The sequence below is a fragment of the Magnetospirillum fulvum genome (assembly GCF_900108475.1).
In the GTDB taxonomy this organism is placed as follows: Bacteria; Pseudomonadota; Alphaproteobacteria; order Rhodospirillales; family Magnetospirillaceae; genus Phaeospirillum; species Phaeospirillum fulvum_A.
In genome coordinates this window covers 137517-156033 of record NZ_FNWO01000003.1, presented here as the reverse complement: position 1 = coordinate 156033, position 18517 = coordinate 137517, and the positions used below count along the sequence as shown (strand labels likewise).

The window sequence follows — 18517 nt, the reverse complement described above, 5'->3', positions numbered from 1 at the left end:
TACCAAGCGATGGAGGATTTTCATGTCTGACGAGTTTGTTGGAGAAATCCGCTTATTTCCATATTTCCGCGGCGCCCCTCTCAATTGGGCGGTTTGCAACGGACAAACTCTGAATATCAGCGATAATACTCAGCTATTCTCTCTGATCGGAACGACGTATGGCGGTAACGGAACCACGAATTTCGCCCTGCCGAATTTGAATGGCCGCCTTCCGGTTGGAAAGGGCCAGTTGACGGGGGGATCGAACTACACCCTCGGCCAAAGCGGCGGGATCGATGCGATCAGCCTGACTCCGGCGCAGGGAGTCGCTCACGATCACGCTTTCAGGGTTTCCTCGACGGTGGCCACCCAACCCGGTCCCGCCTCGACTGTCCTGTTCAGTGCTTTGGCCGACCCGACCAAGCGTTTCGCCGTTCCCACGACAACCAATCCGACCTACTCGGCCCTGGCAGAGTCGGCTCTCACCGATGAGGGCGGCAGCGCCGCTCACAACAACGTCATGCCGTCCATTTGCATTTTATACTGCATATGCTTGAATGGCGTGTATCCGCAACAGAACTAAGCCGAGGGAGGCGTTCCATGAGCGATCCATATATTGGTGAAATCAAATACTGCGCCTTCAACTTCGCACAATATTCTTATGCTTTCTGCAACGGTGTGCTGCTGGATATCAACCAATTTTCGGCTCTTTACTCCCTCATCGGCACCCAATTCGGCAATACGACAACAACGAATTTCCGCTTGCCGAATTTGTGCGGTCGGGCCGTGGTTGGGCCAGGCATCGCCCCCAACGGCAGCGGAATGAACGATTGGGATCAGGCCGATGTCGCCGGAACGGAAACTGTGACGGTGTCGCTCAGCCAATACCCCAACCATACCCATGTCCTCAGCCAGTTGACCCAGACGCCGACGACGGGAACGCCCCTCAACACGATGAACTTTACCCAGTTCTCCCCCCCGGCTCTGTGCGGACTCAACCCGGCATCGGCCAATACAACTCTTCATCCCGCTGCGATTGGCGTAGCGGGGGTAGCAAGCCCGGCGCCCCATGAAAACCGCCAACCGTTTCTGGCCTTAAATCCCTGTATCGCCCTCTATGGCACATATCCCGAGTTCCCCTAGCGGTGCGAGAGACGCTTCCGGACTTCCCCGCCAGAATAGGGGATGATCCGTCGGCCCCGATTCTGTCGGACCTGCCGGATCAGGTGTCGTGTCGGGCCGCCACGCGGTCGGATTTCATTTTTCTCCGGCGTCTTTACGCCGCCGGACGGAAGTCCGAACTGGTGGCGGCCGGAATGCCCACCAAGAATCACCAGGACTTTTGCGACAGCCAATTCGCCTGCCAGCATCGCGATTGGATCGAACGCTTCCCGATGGCGCAGTTCCTGATCCTCACCCGCGGCACCCGGCCGATTGGGCGGCTTTACCTCAATCCGTCGGATGAGGGCGTTCATATCGTCGATATCGCCTTTTTACCCGATTGGCAGGGACGAGGCCTTGGCCGGGCCGTGATCGCCGAACTCCAGCGCCAGGCGACCACCTTTGGGCAATCGGTGACGCTGAATGTCGCGGTGGAGAATTCCCCGGCGGCTTCCCTGTACCACCGTCTGGGATTCGTTGCGGAGCGCCGGAGCGAGCGTCACGTCTTGATGCGGTGGAGTCCACAGGCGAGATGAAGCAAGGCTGCGTTGAGTGACGCGCATTCCTTTGGCTTTGGCCTTGCCCTTGCCCCCGTCCTGGGCGCGATCCCCGTCTTCCCCATATATCCGCACAAAAAACCGCCCGGTAGAAGCCGGGCGGTGCAGTTTGTCTCAGAGAGGGAGGCTGGCCAAAGAGAATCAAAGGCTCAACATCTGAAATGAATATAAGAAGCGATTTCTAATAAGTCAAGGTCTTCCCTCCTCCGCATCGACACGGACCCCGCGCGGAGATTGCGTCGGCATCGGGCTGTCCCTATACTGACAGCCTGCTTTTTCCCGCCTTCGACGCCATGCGCGAAGTGCCCCTGTGCCGGGGCCGTTCGCTGGTTGTCGGCTTTACCGGACCATCATGACCCAGGTTACCTCCCTCGCGCCTGCCTGCCTGCCCGGCCAACGCGATCCGTCCCTGCTGCGCGACGAGCGGCTTGACGAGATTTTCGCCGCCACCGTGGCCCGGACCCCCGCCGCCCCTGCCGCCACCTTTGGCAATCTCACCCTGGATTATTCCGGACTAGCGGCGCGGGCGGAGCGGATCGCCGCAGCGCTCGCCGCGCGCGGCATTGGCCCCGGCGCGTTCGTCGGACTGTGGATGAGCCGCTCGCTCGACCTCCACGCCGCCCTGCTCGGCATCCTGCGGAGCGGAGCCGCCTACATCCCCTTTGACGCCGACGCGCCGTCGGACCGCATCGCCGAATGCCTGGCCGATTGCCATGCCGCCGCGATCCTGGTCGATGCCGACACCGCCGGGCGGATCGCCCAGCCCCTGCCCGCCCCGGCTCTTGACGCGGCAATGCTGCTGGAGATGGTCCCGGCGACTGAGCCCGCCCCGGCCCCGCGCGAGCGGGGGGCGACGCCCGACGATCCGGCCTATCTGATCTACACCTCCGGCTCGACCGGACGGCCCAAGGCGGTGGTGGTGCCCCACCGCGCGATCTGCCATTACCTGCGCGCCGCCAACAGCCTGTATGGGATCACTTCCACTGACGTGGTGTTCCAGGGTGCCTCGGTCGCCTTCGACCTGTCGCTGGAAGAGATCTTCATTCCCTATCTGGTCGGAGCCCGATTGTGGATCGCCGGTCCGCGCACCCTGGCCGAGACCGAGCAACTGCCCGATCTGTTGGGAGAGGCGGGAATCACCGTTCTCGACACCGTGCCGACGCTGTTGTCGCTGCTGTCGCGCGACGTCCCCTCGCTCCGGCTGATCATCCTGGGCGGCGAAGCCTGCCCGCAGGCGTTGGCCGAACGCTGGTGCCGCCCCGGCCGCCGCCTGTTCAATTCCTATGGCCCGACCGAAACCACCGTCGTTGCCACCCTGGCCGAACTGGTTCCCGGCCGCCCGGTCACCATCGGCGGCCCGATCCCCAATCACGCCTGCTGGATCGTCGATGACAGCCTGACCCCGGTTCCCCCTGGCGCGACCGGCGAATTGCTGATCGGCGGTCCGGGCGTCACCGACGGTTATCTCGGCCGCCCCGACCTCACCGCCGAGAAATTCATCGCCAATCCGTTCGAGCATGACGGGCTGGCCCCGGTGCTCTATCGCTCGGGCGACGCCGTCAGCCGCGATGACAGCGGAGCGCTGCTGTTCCACGGTCGTATCGACGATCAGGTCAAGATTCGCGGCTTCCGCGTCGAACTGGGCGAGATCGAGGCCCGGCTAGCCGCCCTGCCCGGCATCCTGCGCGCGGCGGTCGCCCTGCGCCGCGACGATGGGACCGAACGTCTGGTCGCCTTCGTCGTGCCTACGCCGGGGACGAGTCCCGATGCACAGGCGCTGCGCGCCGCGCTGCGCGAGACGTTGCCCGCTTATATGGTGCCGTCGCTGATCCAGCCGGTGGCCGAGCTGCCCCGCCTGATCTCGGGCAAGCTTGACCGCAAGAGCCTTGCCGCCCTGACGCTGAGTGAGAGCGCGGCCGAAGAACAGGAACAGCCCGCGACACCGACCGAGGCCAAGCTGCTCGACGCCGCCCGCCACGTCTTCCCCGGTCAGTCGATCCCGTTCGAGGCCGACTTCTTCCTCGATCTCGGCGGCCATTCCCTGCTGGCCGCCCGCTTCGTCTCGGCAGTCCGTCAGAACCCGACGCTGGCCAGCCTGACCCTGACCGAAATCTATGCCGCCCGCACCCTGCGGGCAATGGCCGCCCTGCTCGACGCCCGGGCTCCGGCCCCTGGCACCGTCGCCGCCGATTTGTCGTTCGATCCGCCACCGTTCTCGCGGCGGCTGCTGTGCGGGTTGGCTCAGGCGGTCGCGATGCCGCTGATCTTGACCCTGACCACCCTGCCCTGGCTGGGGGTGTTCGTCAGCTACATGCTGCTATCGGGCGACGAAGCCGGGCTGGGCCGCGAAATCGTCACCCTGATGCTGACCTACGCGGTCATCAATATCGGCACCATTCTGGGGTCGATCGGGCTGAAATGGCTGGCGATCGGCCGCACCCGCCCCGGCCGCTATCCGTTGTGGGGGGTCTATTACTACCGCTGGTGGCTGGCGCAGCGGATGGTCAATGTCGCCCACATCAAATGGTTCCAGGGCACCCCGATCATGGGGCTGTATCTGCGGGCGCTAGGCGCCAAGGTCGGCAGCGATTGCATCATCGGCGAGGTCGAGGCCGGTGCCTTTGATCTGATCACGATCGGCCGGGGCGTGGTGATCGGCGGCAAGGTCAAGCTGTCGAATGCCGAAATCGTCGGCAACGAACTGATTATCGGCACCACCATGATCGGTGACGACGCCCATATCGGCACCTCGTGCGTGATCGGGCCGGACACCGTGCTGGCCGATGAAACCGAACTGGCCGACCTCTGCTCGGTTTCGCCCGGCACCCGCACCGGACGGGCCGAATTCTGGGAAGGCTCACCGGCACGGCGGACCGGCACCGTCGATATCGCCGCCCTGCCCGAACCGGCGCGGGCAACCCGGACCCGCAAAGCGGCCTTGAGCGCCTTTTACCTGCTGATGCTGGTGATTCTGCCGCCAATCAGCCTGATCCCGATCTTCCCCGCCTTCTATCTGTTCGAAAGCCTGAGCGAAGTCGTCGCCGGAAGCGGACCGCACGATTACCTCTACGTCCTGCCGCTGCTGGCCTGGCCGACGGCGATGGCGCTGATCGTCATCACCGTCCTGTTGATCGCGGTGGTGCGCTGGACCGTGCTGCCGGTGGTCACGGCGGGCACGTATTCGGTCTATGGCGGCTTTTATGTCCGCAAATGGATCGTCGCCCTGGCGACCGAACTAATGCTGGAGACGCTGTCGTCGCTGTATGCCACCGTCTATATGCGGCTGTGGTATCGGCTGATGGGAGCCAAGATCGGGCGGGACGCCGAAATCTCGTGCAATCTGTCCGGACGCTACGACCTCACCGAGATCGGCGAGAAATGCTTCATCGCCGACGAGGTGATCCTGGGCGACGAAAGCGTCCGGCGCGGTTGGATGGAGCTTGAGCCGGTGCGGATCGGCCCCCGCGTCTTCGTCGGCAACGACGCGGTAGTGCCCCCCGGAGCCCACATCCCCGAGGGAACCCTGATCGGCATCAAATCGCTGCCGCCCGCCAACGACGCGATCAGCCCCGGCGACACATGGTTTGGCAGCCCGCCGATCAAATTGCCGGTGCGCCAGCGCTTCGACGGCGGCGGCGCGGCCTGGACCTTCGAGCCGCCGCTGTGGCGACGGGCGTGGCGGGCCTTTTTCGAGGCCTTCGCGGTATCGCTGCCCAGCATGCTGTTCATCACCTTTGGTATTCTGTCGGTCGAAGTGCTCGACCAATGGATCGCCCGTCACGATTACGGCATCGTCGTCATCTTGTTCTGCGCCGCCAGCGTCGCGATCTCCACCGCGCTGACGCTGTGCGCGATCGCGGTGAAGTGGCTGATGATGGGACGCTATCGCCCCACCGCGAAACCGATGTGGTCGTGGTGGGCGCTCCGCACCGAGGCGGTCGCTGTGATGTATTGGGGAATGGCGGGTAAGGTGATGCTGGATCACCTGCGCGGCACCCCGTTCCTGCCCTGGTTCCTGCGCCTGTTCGGCAGCAAGATCGGTCGCGGCGTCTTTATGGACACCACCGACATCACCGAGTTCGATTGCATTGATGTCGGCGATTTCTGCGCGATCAACGCCGCCTCCGCCCTGCAAACCCACCTGTACGAGGACCGGGTGATGAAGGTCGGCATCGTCACGCTGGGACGGGGCGTCACCATCGGGTCCGGGTCGACCGTTCTTTACGACACCGATGTCGGCGATTTCGCCCGCATCGGCCAGTTGACCATCGTGATGAAAGGCGAGGCGATCCCGCCGCACGGCATCTGGGAAGGCGCGCCGGCCCAGACCGAAGCCTCGGCGACGCGGCGATGACCGGGCAACCCGTCCAGAAGCGGTCGGTGATGATTGCGGGCCACGCCAGCAGCGTGACGCTGGAAGAAGCGTTCTGGGACGAACTGAAGACGATCGCCGCCCAACGCGGACAATCGGTCAACCAGTTGGTCACCGAGATCGATTCGGGCCGGTTCGGCCCCCAGAGCCCCGGTTCGCTATCGTCGGCGATCCGGGTCTTCGTGCTGGCCTGGGTCAAGGCGGGCGGGCCGCCGCAATAAGCGGCGGCTCCCTTCATTCCCCCCGGAACACCGGCTTGCGGCAGGCGCGGAAGGCGGCCAGTCCCTCGGCGTAATCGGCCGTCGCGAGAAAGCGGTAGCATTCCGCCATCTCGGTCTCGGACACCGGCGCGGGATCGTCGAGACGGCGCAGGAACGCTTTGTGCCAGCGATTGACCAGCGGTGCCCCGGCGGCGATGCGCCGGGCGGTGACGGCGATTTCCGCCTCCAGGACGTCATCCTCGACGACACGGGTCAGCAACCCCTTTGCCAACGCCTCGTCGGCATCGATCACGCGGCCTTCCAGCAGCAATTCCAACGCGACGGCGACCCCGGCGACCCGGCGGATTTCGGCCAGTTCGGGATAGGCCATCACCACCGAGATACGGTTGATCGGCACCCCGAAGCGGCCGGACCGGGCCGACAGACGCAGATCGCAACAACAGGCCAACTCCAGCGCGCCGCCGACACAGGCCCCCCAGATCGCCGCGATCACCGGATGAGGGCAAAGCCGCACCGCATCAAGCGCCTTTCGCAGCACCAGATCGTAGTCTTTGGCCTGAGCGGCATCGGCCCGCAGGGTGTCGAACTCGTCGATATCGGCACCGGGGGCAAACACGCTGGTCCCGGCCCCGCGCAATACCACCACCCGGACCTGGGGATCGGCGGAAAGACGGGTGAACGCGTCGGCGAGCCCCTGCCACATCGGCAAATTCAAGGCGTTCATTTTTTCAAGACGATTGAGCGTAACGGTAGCAACACCATCGACGCAGACGACATCAATCACATTGGTCATTGCCTCTCCCCGTTTCTGTCTTCTTGCAGGACAGCAGCGATTGTGCCTATAGAGCGCCCACGCGACAAGGCGATCAGAAAGAGGGCGTCCCCATGGCAAATACCGTTTCCCGCACCCACGAACAGAAGCAGGCGGCCCTGACCACGGCCCGCATCCTGTTGGAGATCGGAGCGGTCAACTTCCGACCCGAGGAACCCTATATCCTGACCTCGGGCTGGGCCAGCCCGGTCTATGTCGATTGCCGCAAGGTAATCTCGTTTCCGCGCGCCCGGGCTCGCATCTCCGAACTGATGAGCACCGCGATCCTGCGCAATTCCGGCTATGAATCGGTCGATGCGATCGTCGGCGGCGAAACCGCCGGTATCCCCTATGCGGCCTGGATCGCCGACCGGCTTGGCCTGCCGATGCTGTACGTCCGCAAAAAGCCGAAGGGTTTTGGCCGCAATGCCCAGATCGAGGGCGATTTCCGCGACGGTGCCCGCGTCGTGCTGGTCGAGGATCTGGCCTCGGACGGCGCGTCCAAGGTCAATTTCGTCAACGCCCTGCGCGAAGCGGGCTGCACGATCGACTTCTCCTTCGTCGTGTTCTTCTATGGGGTGTTCCCCGGCGCGCTGAAGAGCCTGGAAGAAATCGGGGTCAAGCTCGGCTATCTCGCCAATTGGTGGGACGTGCTGGAAGTGGCCGAGCAGGACGGTCCGTTCGACCGCCGCGCCATCGAAGCGGTGCGCTCGTTCCTGCACGATCCGGTGCAATGGTCGGCGTTGCACGGCGGCCGCGGGGCCTGATTGACCAGATGGCGGGGCCAGGAGGCCCCGCCTCGACTTATTCCCGCTTGAGATTGGCGATCTTTACCGCCAGAATCACTCCCGCCAAAATCAAGGTCGGGATGTTGGCGGCGACCACCGGCCAGGCCGGGACCAGCAGCCCATAGACAATCCACACCCCCACCCCGCAACAGAACAGCAGCCACATCGAAAGAGAGATGTCGCGGGTCTGCCGGGTGCGCAGGGTCTTGACCGCTTGCGGTACGAAGGACACGGTAGTCATCGCTCCGGCGACCAACCCCAACAGGTCGATCGAGGTGAGGGGTGGCATTCGAGGTCTCTCCGGCTCGGGAAAGGAAACGACTTTGCTCGGTTCTATCACGGTTCTGGTGATCTGCCAGCTTGCCGGAGAGGCGATTGTCCGGCTGTTCGGCCTGCCGCTGCCCGGTCCGGTCGCGGGAATGGTGATCTTGTTCCTGGGGTTGGTGATCCGGGGTCGGGTGCCTAAATCGCTCGACCGTGTCACTCGCGGCATTCTCGGTAATCTCGGTCTGTTGTTCGTTCCGGCCAGCGTCGGCGTGATGGTCCAGACCGACATCCTGGCCGCCGAGGCGGTGCCGATCACCGTCGCGGTATTGGTTAGCACCCTGCTGACGATGGTGGTCAGCGGCCTGACGATGCAGCTGCTTGACCGCAAGGCCCGAAAGGACCAGCCATGAGCTTCGATCCGCGCGCCGCCTGGGAGGCGATCGCGGGATCGCCGATGTTCGGGCTCGCCCTCACCTTGCTGGTCTATCAGGGCGCGGTATGGCTGTTCGAACGCTGTGGCCGCCGCCCCGCGATCAATCCGGTGCTGGTGACGATGCTGGTCATCATCGCGATCCTGAGCTTGAGCGGCATCGCCTATCAGACCTATTTCGACAGCGCCAAGATGGTCCACCTGCTGCTGGGTCCGGCGACGGTGGCGCTGGCGGTGCCGCTGTACCGTCAATTGCCCTCGCTGATCCGGTCGTGGCCCGCCGTGCTGGCGACGGCGGTGGCGGGCTCGGCGGTGGCGCTGATCAGTGTCGTCGTCTCGGCCCGGCTGCTGGGCGCGTCGTCTTTGGTCCAGCTCAGCCTCGCCCCCAAATCGGTGACCACCCCGATCGCGATGGGCGTTTCCGAGCGGATCGGCGGCCTTCCCTCGCTGACCGCCGTTCTGGTGGTGCTGACCGGGGTGGCTGGAGCGATCTTCGGCTCGTGGATTCTGACCCTGGTCCGGGTCCGCTCGCCCGCCGCGCGCGGGCTGGCCTTCGGCATCTCGGCCCACGCCATCGGCACCACCCGCGCCTTCCAGGAAGGCGAGACCCAGGGCGCCTATGCCGGTCTGGCCATCGGTCTGGCCGGTATCGTCACCGCGATCCTGACCCCGCTTCTGATCGGCTGGCTGACCCAAATCTAAGCCGACCGACGCTCTTTCGTTTTCGCGTCCCCCTAGGGAGAGATCATGACCTCCACCCCGACCAATCGCACCACCGCCGAGCGAGACATCGAATCGCTTTTGCATCCCTATACCAACCCGATCCGCCATCAGGAGATCGGTCCGCTGGTGATCGCCCGCGGCCAAGGCGTCCGCGTCTTCGACGATACCGGCAAGGATTACATCGAGGGTCTGGCCGGGCTGTGGTGTACCGCGCTCGGCTGGGGCGAAGAGCGGCTGGTCGCCGCCGCCGCCGAACAGATGCGGACCCTGCCGTTCTATCACCTGTTCGGCCATAAGAGCCACGACCCGGCGATCGCCCTGGGCGAGCGGCTGCTGGCGCTGGCTCCGGTGCCGATGGCGCGCGCGTTCCTGACCGGTTCGGGCTCGGAAGCCAACGACACCGCGCTCAAGATGATCCGCTATCGCGCCAACGCGCTCGGTCAGCCGAACAAGAAGAAGGTGATCGCCCGCGACCGCGCCTATCATGGCGTCACCATCGCGACCTCGTCCTTGACCGGGCTGGCGGTCAACCACCGCTCGTTCGACCTGCCCGACCCGGCGGTGCTGCGCGCCGCCTGCCCGCATTACTATCGCGGCGGCCGTCCCGGCGAGAGCGAAGAGGCGTTCTCGACCCGTCTGGCCGAGGAGCTCGAAGCGATGATCCTGGCCGAGGGGCCGGAGACGGTCGCCGCCTTCTTCGCCGAGCCGGTGATGGGCGCGGGCGGGGTGGTGGTGCCCCCGGCCGATTACTTCCCCAAAATCCAGGCGGTGCTCGACAAATACGACATCTTGTTGGTCGCCGACGAAGTGATCTGCGGCTTTGGCCGTACCGGTAAGATGTTCGGCTCCGAGACCTTCGGAATGCGCCCCGACATCATGACGATGGCCAAGGGGCTGTCGTCGGGCTATCTGCCGATCTCGGCGCTGCTGATCAACGAGCGCGTCCTGGCCCCGATCGTCGCCGAGGCGGGGCGGATCGGCACCTTCGGCCATGGCTACACCTATGGCGGCCATCCGGTTTCGGCCGCCGTCGCGGTCGAGACCCTGAAGATCTATGCCGAGCGCGACATCCTCAGCCATGTCGCCCAGGTGGCCCCGGTGCTCCAGGACGGCCTGCGCGGCTTTGCCAACCATCCGATGGTCGGCGAGGTGCGCGGCATCGGCCTGATTGCCGCCGTCGAACTGGTCGCCGACAAGGAGACCAAGACCCCGTTCGATCCGTCCTGGGGCGTCGGCGCGACCCTGGTCGCCCGCGCCCAGGATCACGGGTTGATCCTGCGGGCGATGGGCGATTCAATCGCCTTCTCCCCCCCGCTGATCATCACCGCCGACGAAATCTCGGAAATGCTCTACCGCTTCGCCCTGGCCCTGGCCGACACCGCCGCCTGGGTCGCCGAGCGGCGCTGATCGCCCCTCACCGAACGGGGGGGAGCGGCCTACCCGGCTCACCGCTCCCCCCTCCCAAGCGAAAAATCGGCAATACCCCGGCAGGAAGTAAGGAAAATTACGTCAAGTACACTTGCAAGGCACCTTTTCGATCCTCTAGGATCGCCGCTTGTTCCGGTTCGCCCAGACGCGGGTGGGCCGGGAAGGCTTTCTTTGCTCACCGCCCGCTCGCGCGAACGATCGCAGACGTCCCCTGCGGGCAAAAAAGTTGGCTCGAACCGCCGGGAGATGGGGGGGTATCCTCGCCCGGCAGGTCGGAGGGAGGACTGGGATGGATTACGAGCAGTATTTTTCCAAGCGGATTTCTGAACTGAAGGCCGAGGGCCGCTATCGCGTCTTCGCCGATCTCGAGCGGATCTGCGGCCGCTTCCCGGTGGCCCTGAACCATCGTGACGGCAAGACCGAAGAAGTCGTGGTGTGGTGCTCCAACGACTATCTTGGCATGGGTCAGCGCCCGGAAGTGATTGCCGCCACCCACGAGGCGCTCGATCGCTGCGGCGCCGGTGCCGGTGGCACCCGCAACATTTCCGGCACCAACCATTATCACGTCCTGCTTGAGCAGGAGATGGCCGACTTCAACGCCAAGGAAGCGGCGCTGCTGTTCACCTCGGGCTATGTCGCCAACCAGACCGTCTTGTCGACGCTGGGCGCGACCATTCCCGGCTGCATCATCTTCTCGGACGAACTGAACCACAATTCGATGATCGAGGGCATCCGCCACGGTCGCTCGGCCAAGCAGATCTTCCGCCACAACGACGCCCAGGATCTCGACCGTCTGCTCGCCGCCGCCCCCAAGGACGCGCCGAAGCTGGTCGCGTTCGAGTCGGTCTATTCGATGGACGGCGACATTGCGCCGATCGCCGAAATCTGCGACGTCGCCGAGAAGTACGGCGCGATGACCTATCTCGACGAAGTCCACGCCGTCGGCATGTATGGCGAGCAGGGCTCGGGCGTCGCCGAACGTGACGGACTGCGCGACCGCATCACCATCATCCAGGGCACGATGGCCAAGGCGATTGGTGTCGTCGGTGGCTACATCGCCGCCAGCAGCGCCTGCGTCGATTACGCCCGCAGCTTCGGACCGGGCTTCATCTTCTCGTCCTCGATGCCGCCCGCGACCGCCGCCGCCTGTCTTGCCAGCGTCCAGTACCTGCGCAAGCATCCGGAACTGCGGGTCAAGCATCAGGAACGCGCCGCCACCTGCAAGCGTCGCCTGACCGAGCGTGGCATTCCGGTGCTGCCGTCGGTCAGCCACATCATCCCGGTGATGGTCGGCAATGCCGCGCTGTGCAAGCAGGCCAGCGATCTGCTGCTGTCGGACTACAACATCTACGTTCAGCCGATCAACTACCCCACCGTTCCGGTCGGAACCGAGCGTCTGCGTATCACCCCCACCCCGCTGCACGACGATTCGATGATGGATCATCTGGTCGATTCGTTCTGCGCCGTGTGGGACCGCCTCGGCATTGCCAAGGCGCAGGAGCAGAAGGCGGCCGAATAGGCCGTCTGGCCCTTTCAGGCTTTGAACGCAGAAACGGCGGGGGATTTCCCCCGCCGTTTTTGTTTGTGCGCCGACAAAAGAAAGAAACGCCGCCCGGATCGACCCGGCGGCGCCTTATATCAAGCCGCGCGGATCGAACCCGAGGCGCGCGGCCCTTCGGGCCTAACCAAACAGCATGAGTTTCACTCAAAGAGCCGTTTGGTATTATCTCTCTTAAAGACCGTGATATTGCTTGAACCAGTCGATGAAGCGCGGCACGCCGACGCTGATCGGGGTGGTGGGGGCAAAACCGACGTCACGCGCAATCGCCGAAATATCGGCGGCGGTTTCCTTGACGTCGCCCGGCTGCATCGGCTCAAGCACATAGGTCGCCTTGCGGCCCAGCGATTGCTCGACCAGACCGATGAAGTCCATCAGCCGTTCCGAACGGTTGTTGCCGATATTATAGAGCCGGTAGGGCGGCTCGGTTCCGGTATCGGGCGGCGGATTGTCGAGCACGCCGACGATGCCGGACACGATGTCGTCGATGAAGGTGAAGTCGCGCCGCATGTCGCCATTGTTGAACACCCGGATCGGCTCGCCGGCGATGATCGCCTTGGCGAACAGATAGGCGGCCATGTCGGGGCGTCCCCACGGGCCATAGACGGTAAAGAAGCGCAGGCCAGTGGTGGGGATGCGAAACAGGTGGCTGTAGGAATGGCTGATCAGCTCGCCCGCGCGCTTGGTCGCGGCATAGAGCGAGATCGGGGTATCGACCCGATCCTCGACCGAGAAAGGCAGCTTGGTGTTCGAGCCATAGACCGACGACGAACTGGCATAGACGAAGTGGCGACAGACGGGCAACCGCCGCGCCAGTTCCAGCATCACCAGATGCCCTTCGACATTGGAATGGGTGTAATCGTGCGGCGCGGTCAGGGAGTGGCGCACCCCGGCCTGGGCCGCCAGATTGATGATGGCATCAATGCCGGGATTGGCGCGCTCGATCTCGGCCAATGCGGCGCGGTCGGCGATATCGGCTCGGGCGAAGGAAAAGCCGGGGAACTCCCGCAACCGGGTCAGCCGCATTTCCTTCAACGCGACATCGTAATACGGGTTGAGGTTATCGAGGCCGAGAACCGACTCGCCCCGCTCCAGCAGACGCAGAGAGGTATGGTAGCCGATAAAACCGGCGGCTCCGGTAACGAGAACGGTCATGCTTCGAAAGCCCCTTGTATCTTAAGCGGTCTGATATAGCCTGATCGAAGATGGAAATCACCCCCCTTTCCCGAGGAAGGGGGGCAGCTTTCGCTTTGTGCGGCGATGTTTTGGCCCGCCCCTGCTTGTTTCGTTTGACATCCCGGCCGCGCTCCGTATAGTTCCGCCCTCTCTCCCGAGAAAATGGGCGGGCGCCCTCTTGGTGTGCTCACCCTCCCCCGGCAGTGCCGGATCAGGGCTATCGGGACAATCGTGAACCGATGAATTCGGACCGAAGGACGAGCATGAGCAAGCGCATCGAAGCAAAGTTTAAGATCAATCGCCGCCTGGGCGCCAATTTGTGGGGCCGCGGCAAGAGCCCGCTGGCGCGCGGTAAGGAAAACCCCCCGGGCCAGCACGGTCAGCGCCGCAAGAAGCCTTCGGACTTCGGCACCCAGCTGATGGCGAAGCAGAAGCTGAAGGGTTACTACGGCAACATCGGCGAGAAGCAGTTCCGCCGCCTGTATGACGAGGCCGTGCGCCGTCGTGGCGACACCTCCGAGAATTTGATCGGCCTGCTGGAAAGTCGGCTTGACGCCGTGGTCTACCGCCTCAAGTTCGCCCCCACCCCGTTCGCCTCGCGTCAGTTGGTCAACCATGGCCACGTCCGCGTCAACGGCAAGCGCGTCAACATTCCGAGCTATCAGGTTCGTGAAGGCGACGAAATCTCGGTCAAGACCAAGTCCAAGGATCTGGCTCTGATCGTCGAAGCCTCGCAGTCGCCCGAGCGTGACGTGCCCGATTACCTCGAAGTCGATCACAAGGACATGAAGGGCAAGTTCGTCCGTATCCCGAAGCTGGCGGACGTTCCCTACCCGGTCCAGATGGAACCGAACCTCGTCGTCGAATTCTATTCGCGCTAACGGGGTCTGTTTTGCGGCCCCTCCCCTTCGGGTGGAGGGGCCGTTTTTCTCTTTCGCACCGATGCGTTTCGAACCGACCCAAGCTCGGCATTGCCAGTCTTTCCGGTTCGGACTAAGGTGCCTTCCCACCCTGGTGGGGCGTCGCCAAGCGGTAAGGCAGCGGTTTTTGGTACCGCCATTCGGAGGTTCGAGTCCTCCCGCCCCAGCCACCCCTCCCGTCACCATGCTTCATCGATTAGCCACCCCCGACGGGGCAGCCAATCGCTGACTGACGGGGCGTCCCAATCCCCCGATTGATCGTTACCCCCGGATCGTCCGCGTGGTTTGGCCCGCCCTTGACCACGGTCATATTGCGAACGCGTCTCAATATTATTATCATCAGACTCAGCAGGCCGAACCCACGCACGGCCGTTCGCAGTGGAGAGAGGGAACGATGAACGTCACCGTGATTTATGGCTCGGATTCCGGCACCACCAAGGCGGTCGCCAAGAAGATCGCCGCTGGGCTCCAGGCCAGATTGCTCGACATCACCGCCGCCAAGACGGCTGATTTCGAAGGATGCGACCTTCTGGTTCTCGGCTCGCCCACCTATGGGATCGGCGACCTTCAGATCGATTGGGAGGACAAGCTGGGCCTATTGCGCGAGGCGACCCTGACCGGCAAGCCGGTCGCGCTGTTCGGCACCGGCGATCAGGCGACCTATGCCGACAGCTTTGTCGATGCGATCGGGATTCTCCACGACATCGCCGTCGAACGGGGCGCGGTGATCGTCGGCCACACCGCGACCGACGGCTATAGCTACACGGCGTCGTTGGCCGAACGCGACGGCCGCTTCGTCGGGTTGGCGCTTGACGAGGACGGGCAATCCTCGAAGACCGAGGCGCGGATCGCGGCCTGGATCGCCCAACTGACCCAGACGCCTGCCTTGTCCCAGGCGGCGGTTTCCGCCTAAAACAACGGCTGGATCGGTCTCCAGGTCGGTGGCCGCCGACTTGGAGACTCTCGATGTCCTGGATCGCCCTGGTCTTTGCGGGCCTGTTTGAAATCGGCTGGGCCGTCGGCCTCAAATATACCGTGGGCTTCACCCGTCTGGTTCCGTCGCTGGCGACTCTGGCGGCGATGGGGGTCAGCCTCGGCCTGCTGGCCCTGGCGCTGAAGACGCTGCCGCTCGGCACCGCTTATGCGATCTGGACCGGGATCGGCACCGTCGGCACCGCTCTGGTCGGGATGATCTTGTTCGGCGAGCCGTCCGACGCGCTGCGACTGGCCTGTATCGGCCTGATCGTCGCCGGCATCGTCGGACTAAAGCTGCTGTCGCCGCACTGAGGAAAGCGTCGCGCCGAAGCCGGGCCAGGACCGATTGGTCATACCAAGCTGCTCTTTGAGTGGACTCATGCAGCTTGGTATAGGCCCAAGGGGCCGCGCGCCTCGTGGCGCGGAGCCAAGCGGCCCGGATGGGCCGCGCCCGGCGAGGGCTTGCGCGGATCGGTTCCGATCAGCGCAGATTGGTATCACTCCGGGCTTTGGCCGTACCAGCGCGGGGTATAGACCCACGCACCGCCGCCCGCGCGGGGGAACGACCGGGTGGTCGAGGAGCCGACGATCACCACCGTCCGCATATCGACCATATCCGGACTGAGGCTCCCCAGGGTGACGACGGTAATCCGTTCGCCGGGACGGCCGACATCGCGCCCCAGCACCACCGGGGTCGCGGCGGCGCGGTAACGGCGCAGCAGGTCCAGCGCCTCGCCCAACTGCCACGGCCGGGCGACCGAGATCGGGTTATAGAGCGCCAGCACCAGATCGGCGGTCGCGGCATGGTCGAGCCGGTCGAGAATCACCGGCCACGGCTTCAGATTGTCCGACAGCGAGATCGTGCAGAAATCGTGACCGAGCGGTGCTCCGGCCTTGGCCGCCGCCGCCTGGGCGGCGGAAATACCGGGCAGGATCACCAGATCGACATCGCTGTGCCAGGATGGCTCGTCCGACAGATGGAGCGCTTCCAGCACCGCACTCGCCATCGCGAAGATGCCGGGATCGCCCGACGACACCACCACGACATCCTCGCCACCGGCGGCCAAGACAAACGCATGGCGGGCGCGGTCCATCTCGACCCGATTGTCCGAGGCATGGATGATCTGATCCGGGCGGAACGGCCCGGCCATCCGAACATAGGTTTCATAGCCGATGATGTGGCGGGCGCGGCGCAGTTCCTCGCGCACGTCGGGAGCCATCAACCCACTCGCTCCCGGTCCCAGGCCGATCACCGCCAGCCGCCCCCGCCGACGCGGCTCGGCCGGGCGGCATTTCACCTCTTCTTCGTCGGGCGAGGTGAAGGCAGGCACCGTCCCCAACGCCGCGCCGACGATCCGCGACAGGGCGACCGCACCGCGACGCAAGCCCAGCAGCGGCACCACCGCGCTGCCATCCTCGGCCACCGCCAGCACCGGCGGTTCCTCCAACCCGTCGCCCAGCAGCGGCCCGAGCGCGCGAATCACCGTAGCGGCGGCGCAGAGGGCGATGATGGGAACGTCGCGGCGATAGAGATCGCGCAAGGCGGACTCGATCGAATCGTGGCGGATTTCCGCGTCCTCGACCGGCCCGGCCAGGCCGCGAATCGCCGCATCGGGACAACCGGCACGGATGCGCCGGGCGGTTTCCAGCCCGTCCGGGCCGAGGCACAGAATGGCCGGGGCCAGCACCGACTCCATCATGCCTCCCATCGCGGACCGGGGACGAGGATCATCGCGAAATAAGGTACCGTATCGGGATCGACAGCCGCCAGAGGTTCAATCCGCTGCGTCGCCATCGTCGCCCGCTCGACATAGAGGGCGCGATCAAGCAAGCCGAGATCGGCCACCACCTTGCGCGCCTTGGTGAAGTTGGTGCCGAGCTTCATGATCGCGGCGGCCTCGGTATCACCCAGGCGGCGCTTCAGTTCCTCTTCGGGCAGCACGCCGGACAGCACGGTCAGGGTCTGGTTGCGATAAACCAGCGGCGCACCCAGCACCGAGGCGCAGGCCAGCATCGAACAGACCCCCGGCACCACTTCGGTCTCGTAGCGGTGGGCCAGACGGTCGTGCAGATACATGAACGAGCCGTAGAAGAACGGGTCGCCCTCGCAGATCGCGGCGACGTCGCGCCCGGCATCGAGATGGGCCGCGACCTCTTCGGCGGATTCGTCATAGAACGCCCGCATCGCCGTTTCGTAATTGAACGGCGGCGGCATTTTCTCGGTGGTCACCGGATAGATCATCGGCAGCAGAATCTGCGACGGGTCGAGATGGGCCTCGACGATCGCCAACGCATTGCCCTTGCGACCCTTCGCCGCCGGATAGGCCACCACCTGAGATTCGCGCAGACGCCGGAGCGCCTTCAACGTGATCAGTTCAGGATCGCCGGGACCAACTCCCAGACCGAACAGACGTCCCTTTGCCTCCGACATTATTCTTGCTCCGAGGCCAGCGCGTTGATCGCCGCCGCCACCATCGCGCTGCCGCCGCGACGGCCGCGCACCACCACGAACGGAACGCCCCGGCTGTTTTCGGCCAACGCATCCTTGGATTCGGCCGCACCGACATAGCCGACGGGAATGCCCAGGATCAACGCCGGTTTCGGCGCCCCCTCGTCGATCATTTCCAACAGATGGAACAGCGCCGTCGGCGCGTTGCCGACCGCGACGATCGCGCCAGCCAGACGGGGCCGCCACAATTCCAGCGCCGCCGCCGAGCGGGTGGTGCCCATCGCCTTGGCCAGTTCGGCAACCTTGGGATCGTTCAAGGTGCAGATCACGTCGTTGTTGGCGGGCAGACGGGCGCGGGTGATCCCCTCGGCCACCATCTTGCAATCGCACAGGATCGGCGCGCCCGCCAGCAGAGCGGCGCGGCCAGAGGCACCGGCCCCTTCGGAAAAGCGCAGATCATCGACGATGTCCGGCATCCCGCAGGAATGGGCGACACGAACCGCCAGCTTTTCCAGGTCGGCGGGAATACGAGACAGATCGGCTTCGGCCCGGATAATGGCGAAGGACTGACGATAGATGTCTTGGGCGTCGCGGATATAGTCGACCATCATGCTCCTGGACTTTAAACAAAAGCCGCCGCTTGTTCCCGTTTTGGCCCCAAGGAGCCATGGCGGTGGCGCACTCATACACCAAACGAGGGGG

The 18517-nt window shown here is 64.6% G+C and carries 19 protein-coding genes and 1 tRNA gene; 14 read left to right on the top strand and 6 right to left on the bottom strand.

Features of this window, described 5'->3' with window-relative positions; all coding sequences use genetic code 11:
- The first annotated feature begins 22 nt into the window (after positions 1 to 22).
- From BLW40_RS04710 to BLW40_RS04690, 5 genes are all read left to right on the top strand, one after another.
- Complete coding sequence (locus tag BLW40_RS04710; RefSeq protein WP_074766047.1) at positions 23 to 562, top strand: phage tail protein; 540 nt, start codon at positions 23 to 25, stop codon at positions 560 to 562.
- A gap of 17 nt (positions 563 to 579) precedes the next feature.
- Positions 580 to 1122: a phage tail protein gene (locus tag BLW40_RS04705; RefSeq protein WP_074766045.1), complete on the top strand. Its 543-nt coding sequence runs from the start codon at positions 580 to 582 to the stop codon at positions 1120 to 1122.
- A 2-nt stretch (positions 1123 to 1124) separates the two neighbouring features.
- Positions 1125 to 1676, top strand: coding sequence for a GNAT family N-acetyltransferase (locus tag BLW40_RS04700; RefSeq protein ID WP_139305491.1), 552 nt, complete (start codon positions 1125 to 1127; stop codon positions 1674 to 1676).
- A 373-nt stretch (positions 1677 to 2049) separates the two neighbouring features.
- On the top strand, positions 2050 to 6051 hold the full coding sequence (locus BLW40_RS04695; RefSeq protein ID WP_074766043.1) for a Pls/PosA family non-ribosomal peptide synthetase: 4002 nt from the start codon (positions 2050 to 2052) through the stop codon (positions 6049 to 6051).
- On the top strand, positions 6048 to 6290 hold the full coding sequence (locus BLW40_RS04690; protein WP_074766041.1) for a ribbon-helix-helix domain-containing protein: 243 nt from the start codon (positions 6048 to 6050) through the stop codon (positions 6288 to 6290). The genes BLW40_RS04695 and BLW40_RS04690 overlap by 4 nt, the downstream gene beginning before the upstream one ends.
- A gap of 13 nt (positions 6291 to 6303) precedes the next feature.
- Here the strand turns inward: BLW40_RS04690 and BLW40_RS04685 are convergent, their stop codons facing one another.
- A complete protein-coding gene (locus BLW40_RS04685) occupies positions 6304 to 7083 on the bottom strand; it encodes an enoyl-CoA hydratase/isomerase family protein (protein ID WP_074766039.1) in 780 nt (259 codons plus the stop codon).
- Positions 7084 to 7175: 92 nt separating this feature from the next.
- Between BLW40_RS04685 and BLW40_RS04680 the strand changes: the two genes are divergently transcribed.
- Entirely contained in the window at positions 7176 to 7868 is a 693-nt protein-coding gene (locus tag BLW40_RS04680; protein WP_074766037.1) for an orotate phosphoribosyltransferase, read from the top strand.
- A gap of 37 nt (positions 7869 to 7905) precedes the next feature.
- Here the strand turns inward: BLW40_RS04680 and BLW40_RS04675 are convergent, their stop codons facing one another.
- Positions 7906 to 8178, bottom strand: a complete 273-nt coding sequence (locus BLW40_RS04675) for a SemiSWEET transporter (RefSeq protein ID WP_074766035.1) — start codon at positions 8176 to 8178, stop codon at positions 7906 to 7908.
- 34 nt (positions 8179 to 8212) lie between these two features.
- On the opposite strand from BLW40_RS04675, the gene BLW40_RS04670 reads away from it, so the two are divergent.
- From BLW40_RS04670 to hemA, 4 genes are all read left to right on the top strand, one after another.
- Positions 8213 to 8566, top strand: a complete 354-nt coding sequence (locus tag BLW40_RS04670; protein ID WP_074766033.1) for a CidA/LrgA family protein — start codon at positions 8213 to 8215, stop codon at positions 8564 to 8566.
- Positions 8563 to 9288: an LrgB family protein gene (locus tag BLW40_RS04665; RefSeq protein ID WP_074766031.1), complete on the top strand. Its 726-nt coding sequence runs from the start codon at positions 8563 to 8565 to the stop codon at positions 9286 to 9288. The genes BLW40_RS04670 and BLW40_RS04665 overlap by 4 nt, the downstream gene beginning before the upstream one ends.
- 45 nt (positions 9289 to 9333) lie before the next feature.
- Positions 9334 to 10716 carry an aspartate aminotransferase family protein gene (locus BLW40_RS04660; protein WP_074766029.1) on the top strand — a complete coding sequence of 461 codons (1383 nt, stop codon included), beginning with the start codon at positions 9334 to 9336 and terminating at the stop codon, positions 10714 to 10716.
- A gap of 310 nt (positions 10717 to 11026) precedes the next feature.
- Positions 11027 to 12256, top strand: coding sequence for a 5-aminolevulinate synthase (gene hemA, locus BLW40_RS04655; protein ID WP_074766027.1), 1230 nt, complete (start codon positions 11027 to 11029; stop codon positions 12254 to 12256).
- A 213-nt stretch (positions 12257 to 12469) separates the two neighbouring features.
- Here the strand turns inward: hemA and BLW40_RS04650 are convergent, their stop codons facing one another.
- On the bottom strand, positions 12470 to 13450 hold the full coding sequence (locus BLW40_RS04650; RefSeq protein WP_074766025.1) for an NAD-dependent epimerase/dehydratase family protein: 981 nt from the start codon (positions 13448 to 13450) through the stop codon (positions 12470 to 12472).
- Positions 13451 to 13734: 284 nt separating this feature from the next.
- Here BLW40_RS04650 and rpsD point away from each other — a divergent pair, with 284 nt between their 5' ends.
- The 4 genes from rpsD (at position 13735) to sugE (ending at position 15678) form a co-directional block, all read left to right on the top strand.
- Positions 13735 to 14352, top strand: coding sequence for a 30S ribosomal protein S4 (gene rpsD, locus BLW40_RS04645; RefSeq protein WP_021132244.1), 618 nt, complete (start codon positions 13735 to 13737; stop codon positions 14350 to 14352).
- 134 nt (positions 14353 to 14486) lie between these two features.
- Positions 14487 to 14561: transfer RNA gene (locus tag BLW40_RS04640), tRNA-Gln, on the top strand.
- A 224-nt stretch (positions 14562 to 14785) separates the two neighbouring features.
- Positions 14786 to 15304 (top strand): flavodoxin FldA, encoded by a 519-nt coding sequence (fldA, locus tag BLW40_RS04635; protein WP_074766023.1) that lies wholly within the window; start codon positions 14786 to 14788, stop codon positions 15302 to 15304.
- A gap of 53 nt (positions 15305 to 15357) precedes the next feature.
- A complete protein-coding gene (gene sugE, locus BLW40_RS04630; RefSeq protein ID WP_074766021.1) occupies positions 15358 to 15678 on the top strand; it encodes a quaternary ammonium compound efflux SMR transporter SugE in 321 nt (106 codons plus the stop codon).
- 185 nt (positions 15679 to 15863) lie between these two features.
- Here the strand turns inward: sugE and cobJ are convergent, their stop codons facing one another.
- The 3 genes from cobJ to BLW40_RS04615 are packed head-to-tail and all read right to left on the bottom strand — an operon-like array spanning position 15864 to position 18423.
- On the bottom strand, positions 15864 to 17066 hold the full coding sequence (gene cobJ, locus BLW40_RS17880) for a precorrin-3B C(17)-methyltransferase (protein WP_074766019.1): 1203 nt from the start codon (positions 17064 to 17066) through the stop codon (positions 15864 to 15866).
- On the bottom strand, positions 17063 to 17797 hold the full coding sequence (locus tag BLW40_RS04620) for a precorrin-2 C(20)-methyltransferase (RefSeq protein WP_074766017.1): 735 nt from the start codon (positions 17795 to 17797) through the stop codon (positions 17063 to 17065). The genes cobJ and BLW40_RS04620 overlap by 4 nt, the downstream gene beginning before the upstream one ends.
- Positions 17797 to 18423, bottom strand: coding sequence for a precorrin-8X methylmutase (locus BLW40_RS04615; protein WP_074766361.1), 627 nt, complete (start codon positions 18421 to 18423; stop codon positions 17797 to 17799). Before BLW40_RS04615 ends, BLW40_RS04620 begins: the two co-directional genes overlap by 1 nt.
- Positions 18424 to 18517: the final 94 nt, after the last annotated feature.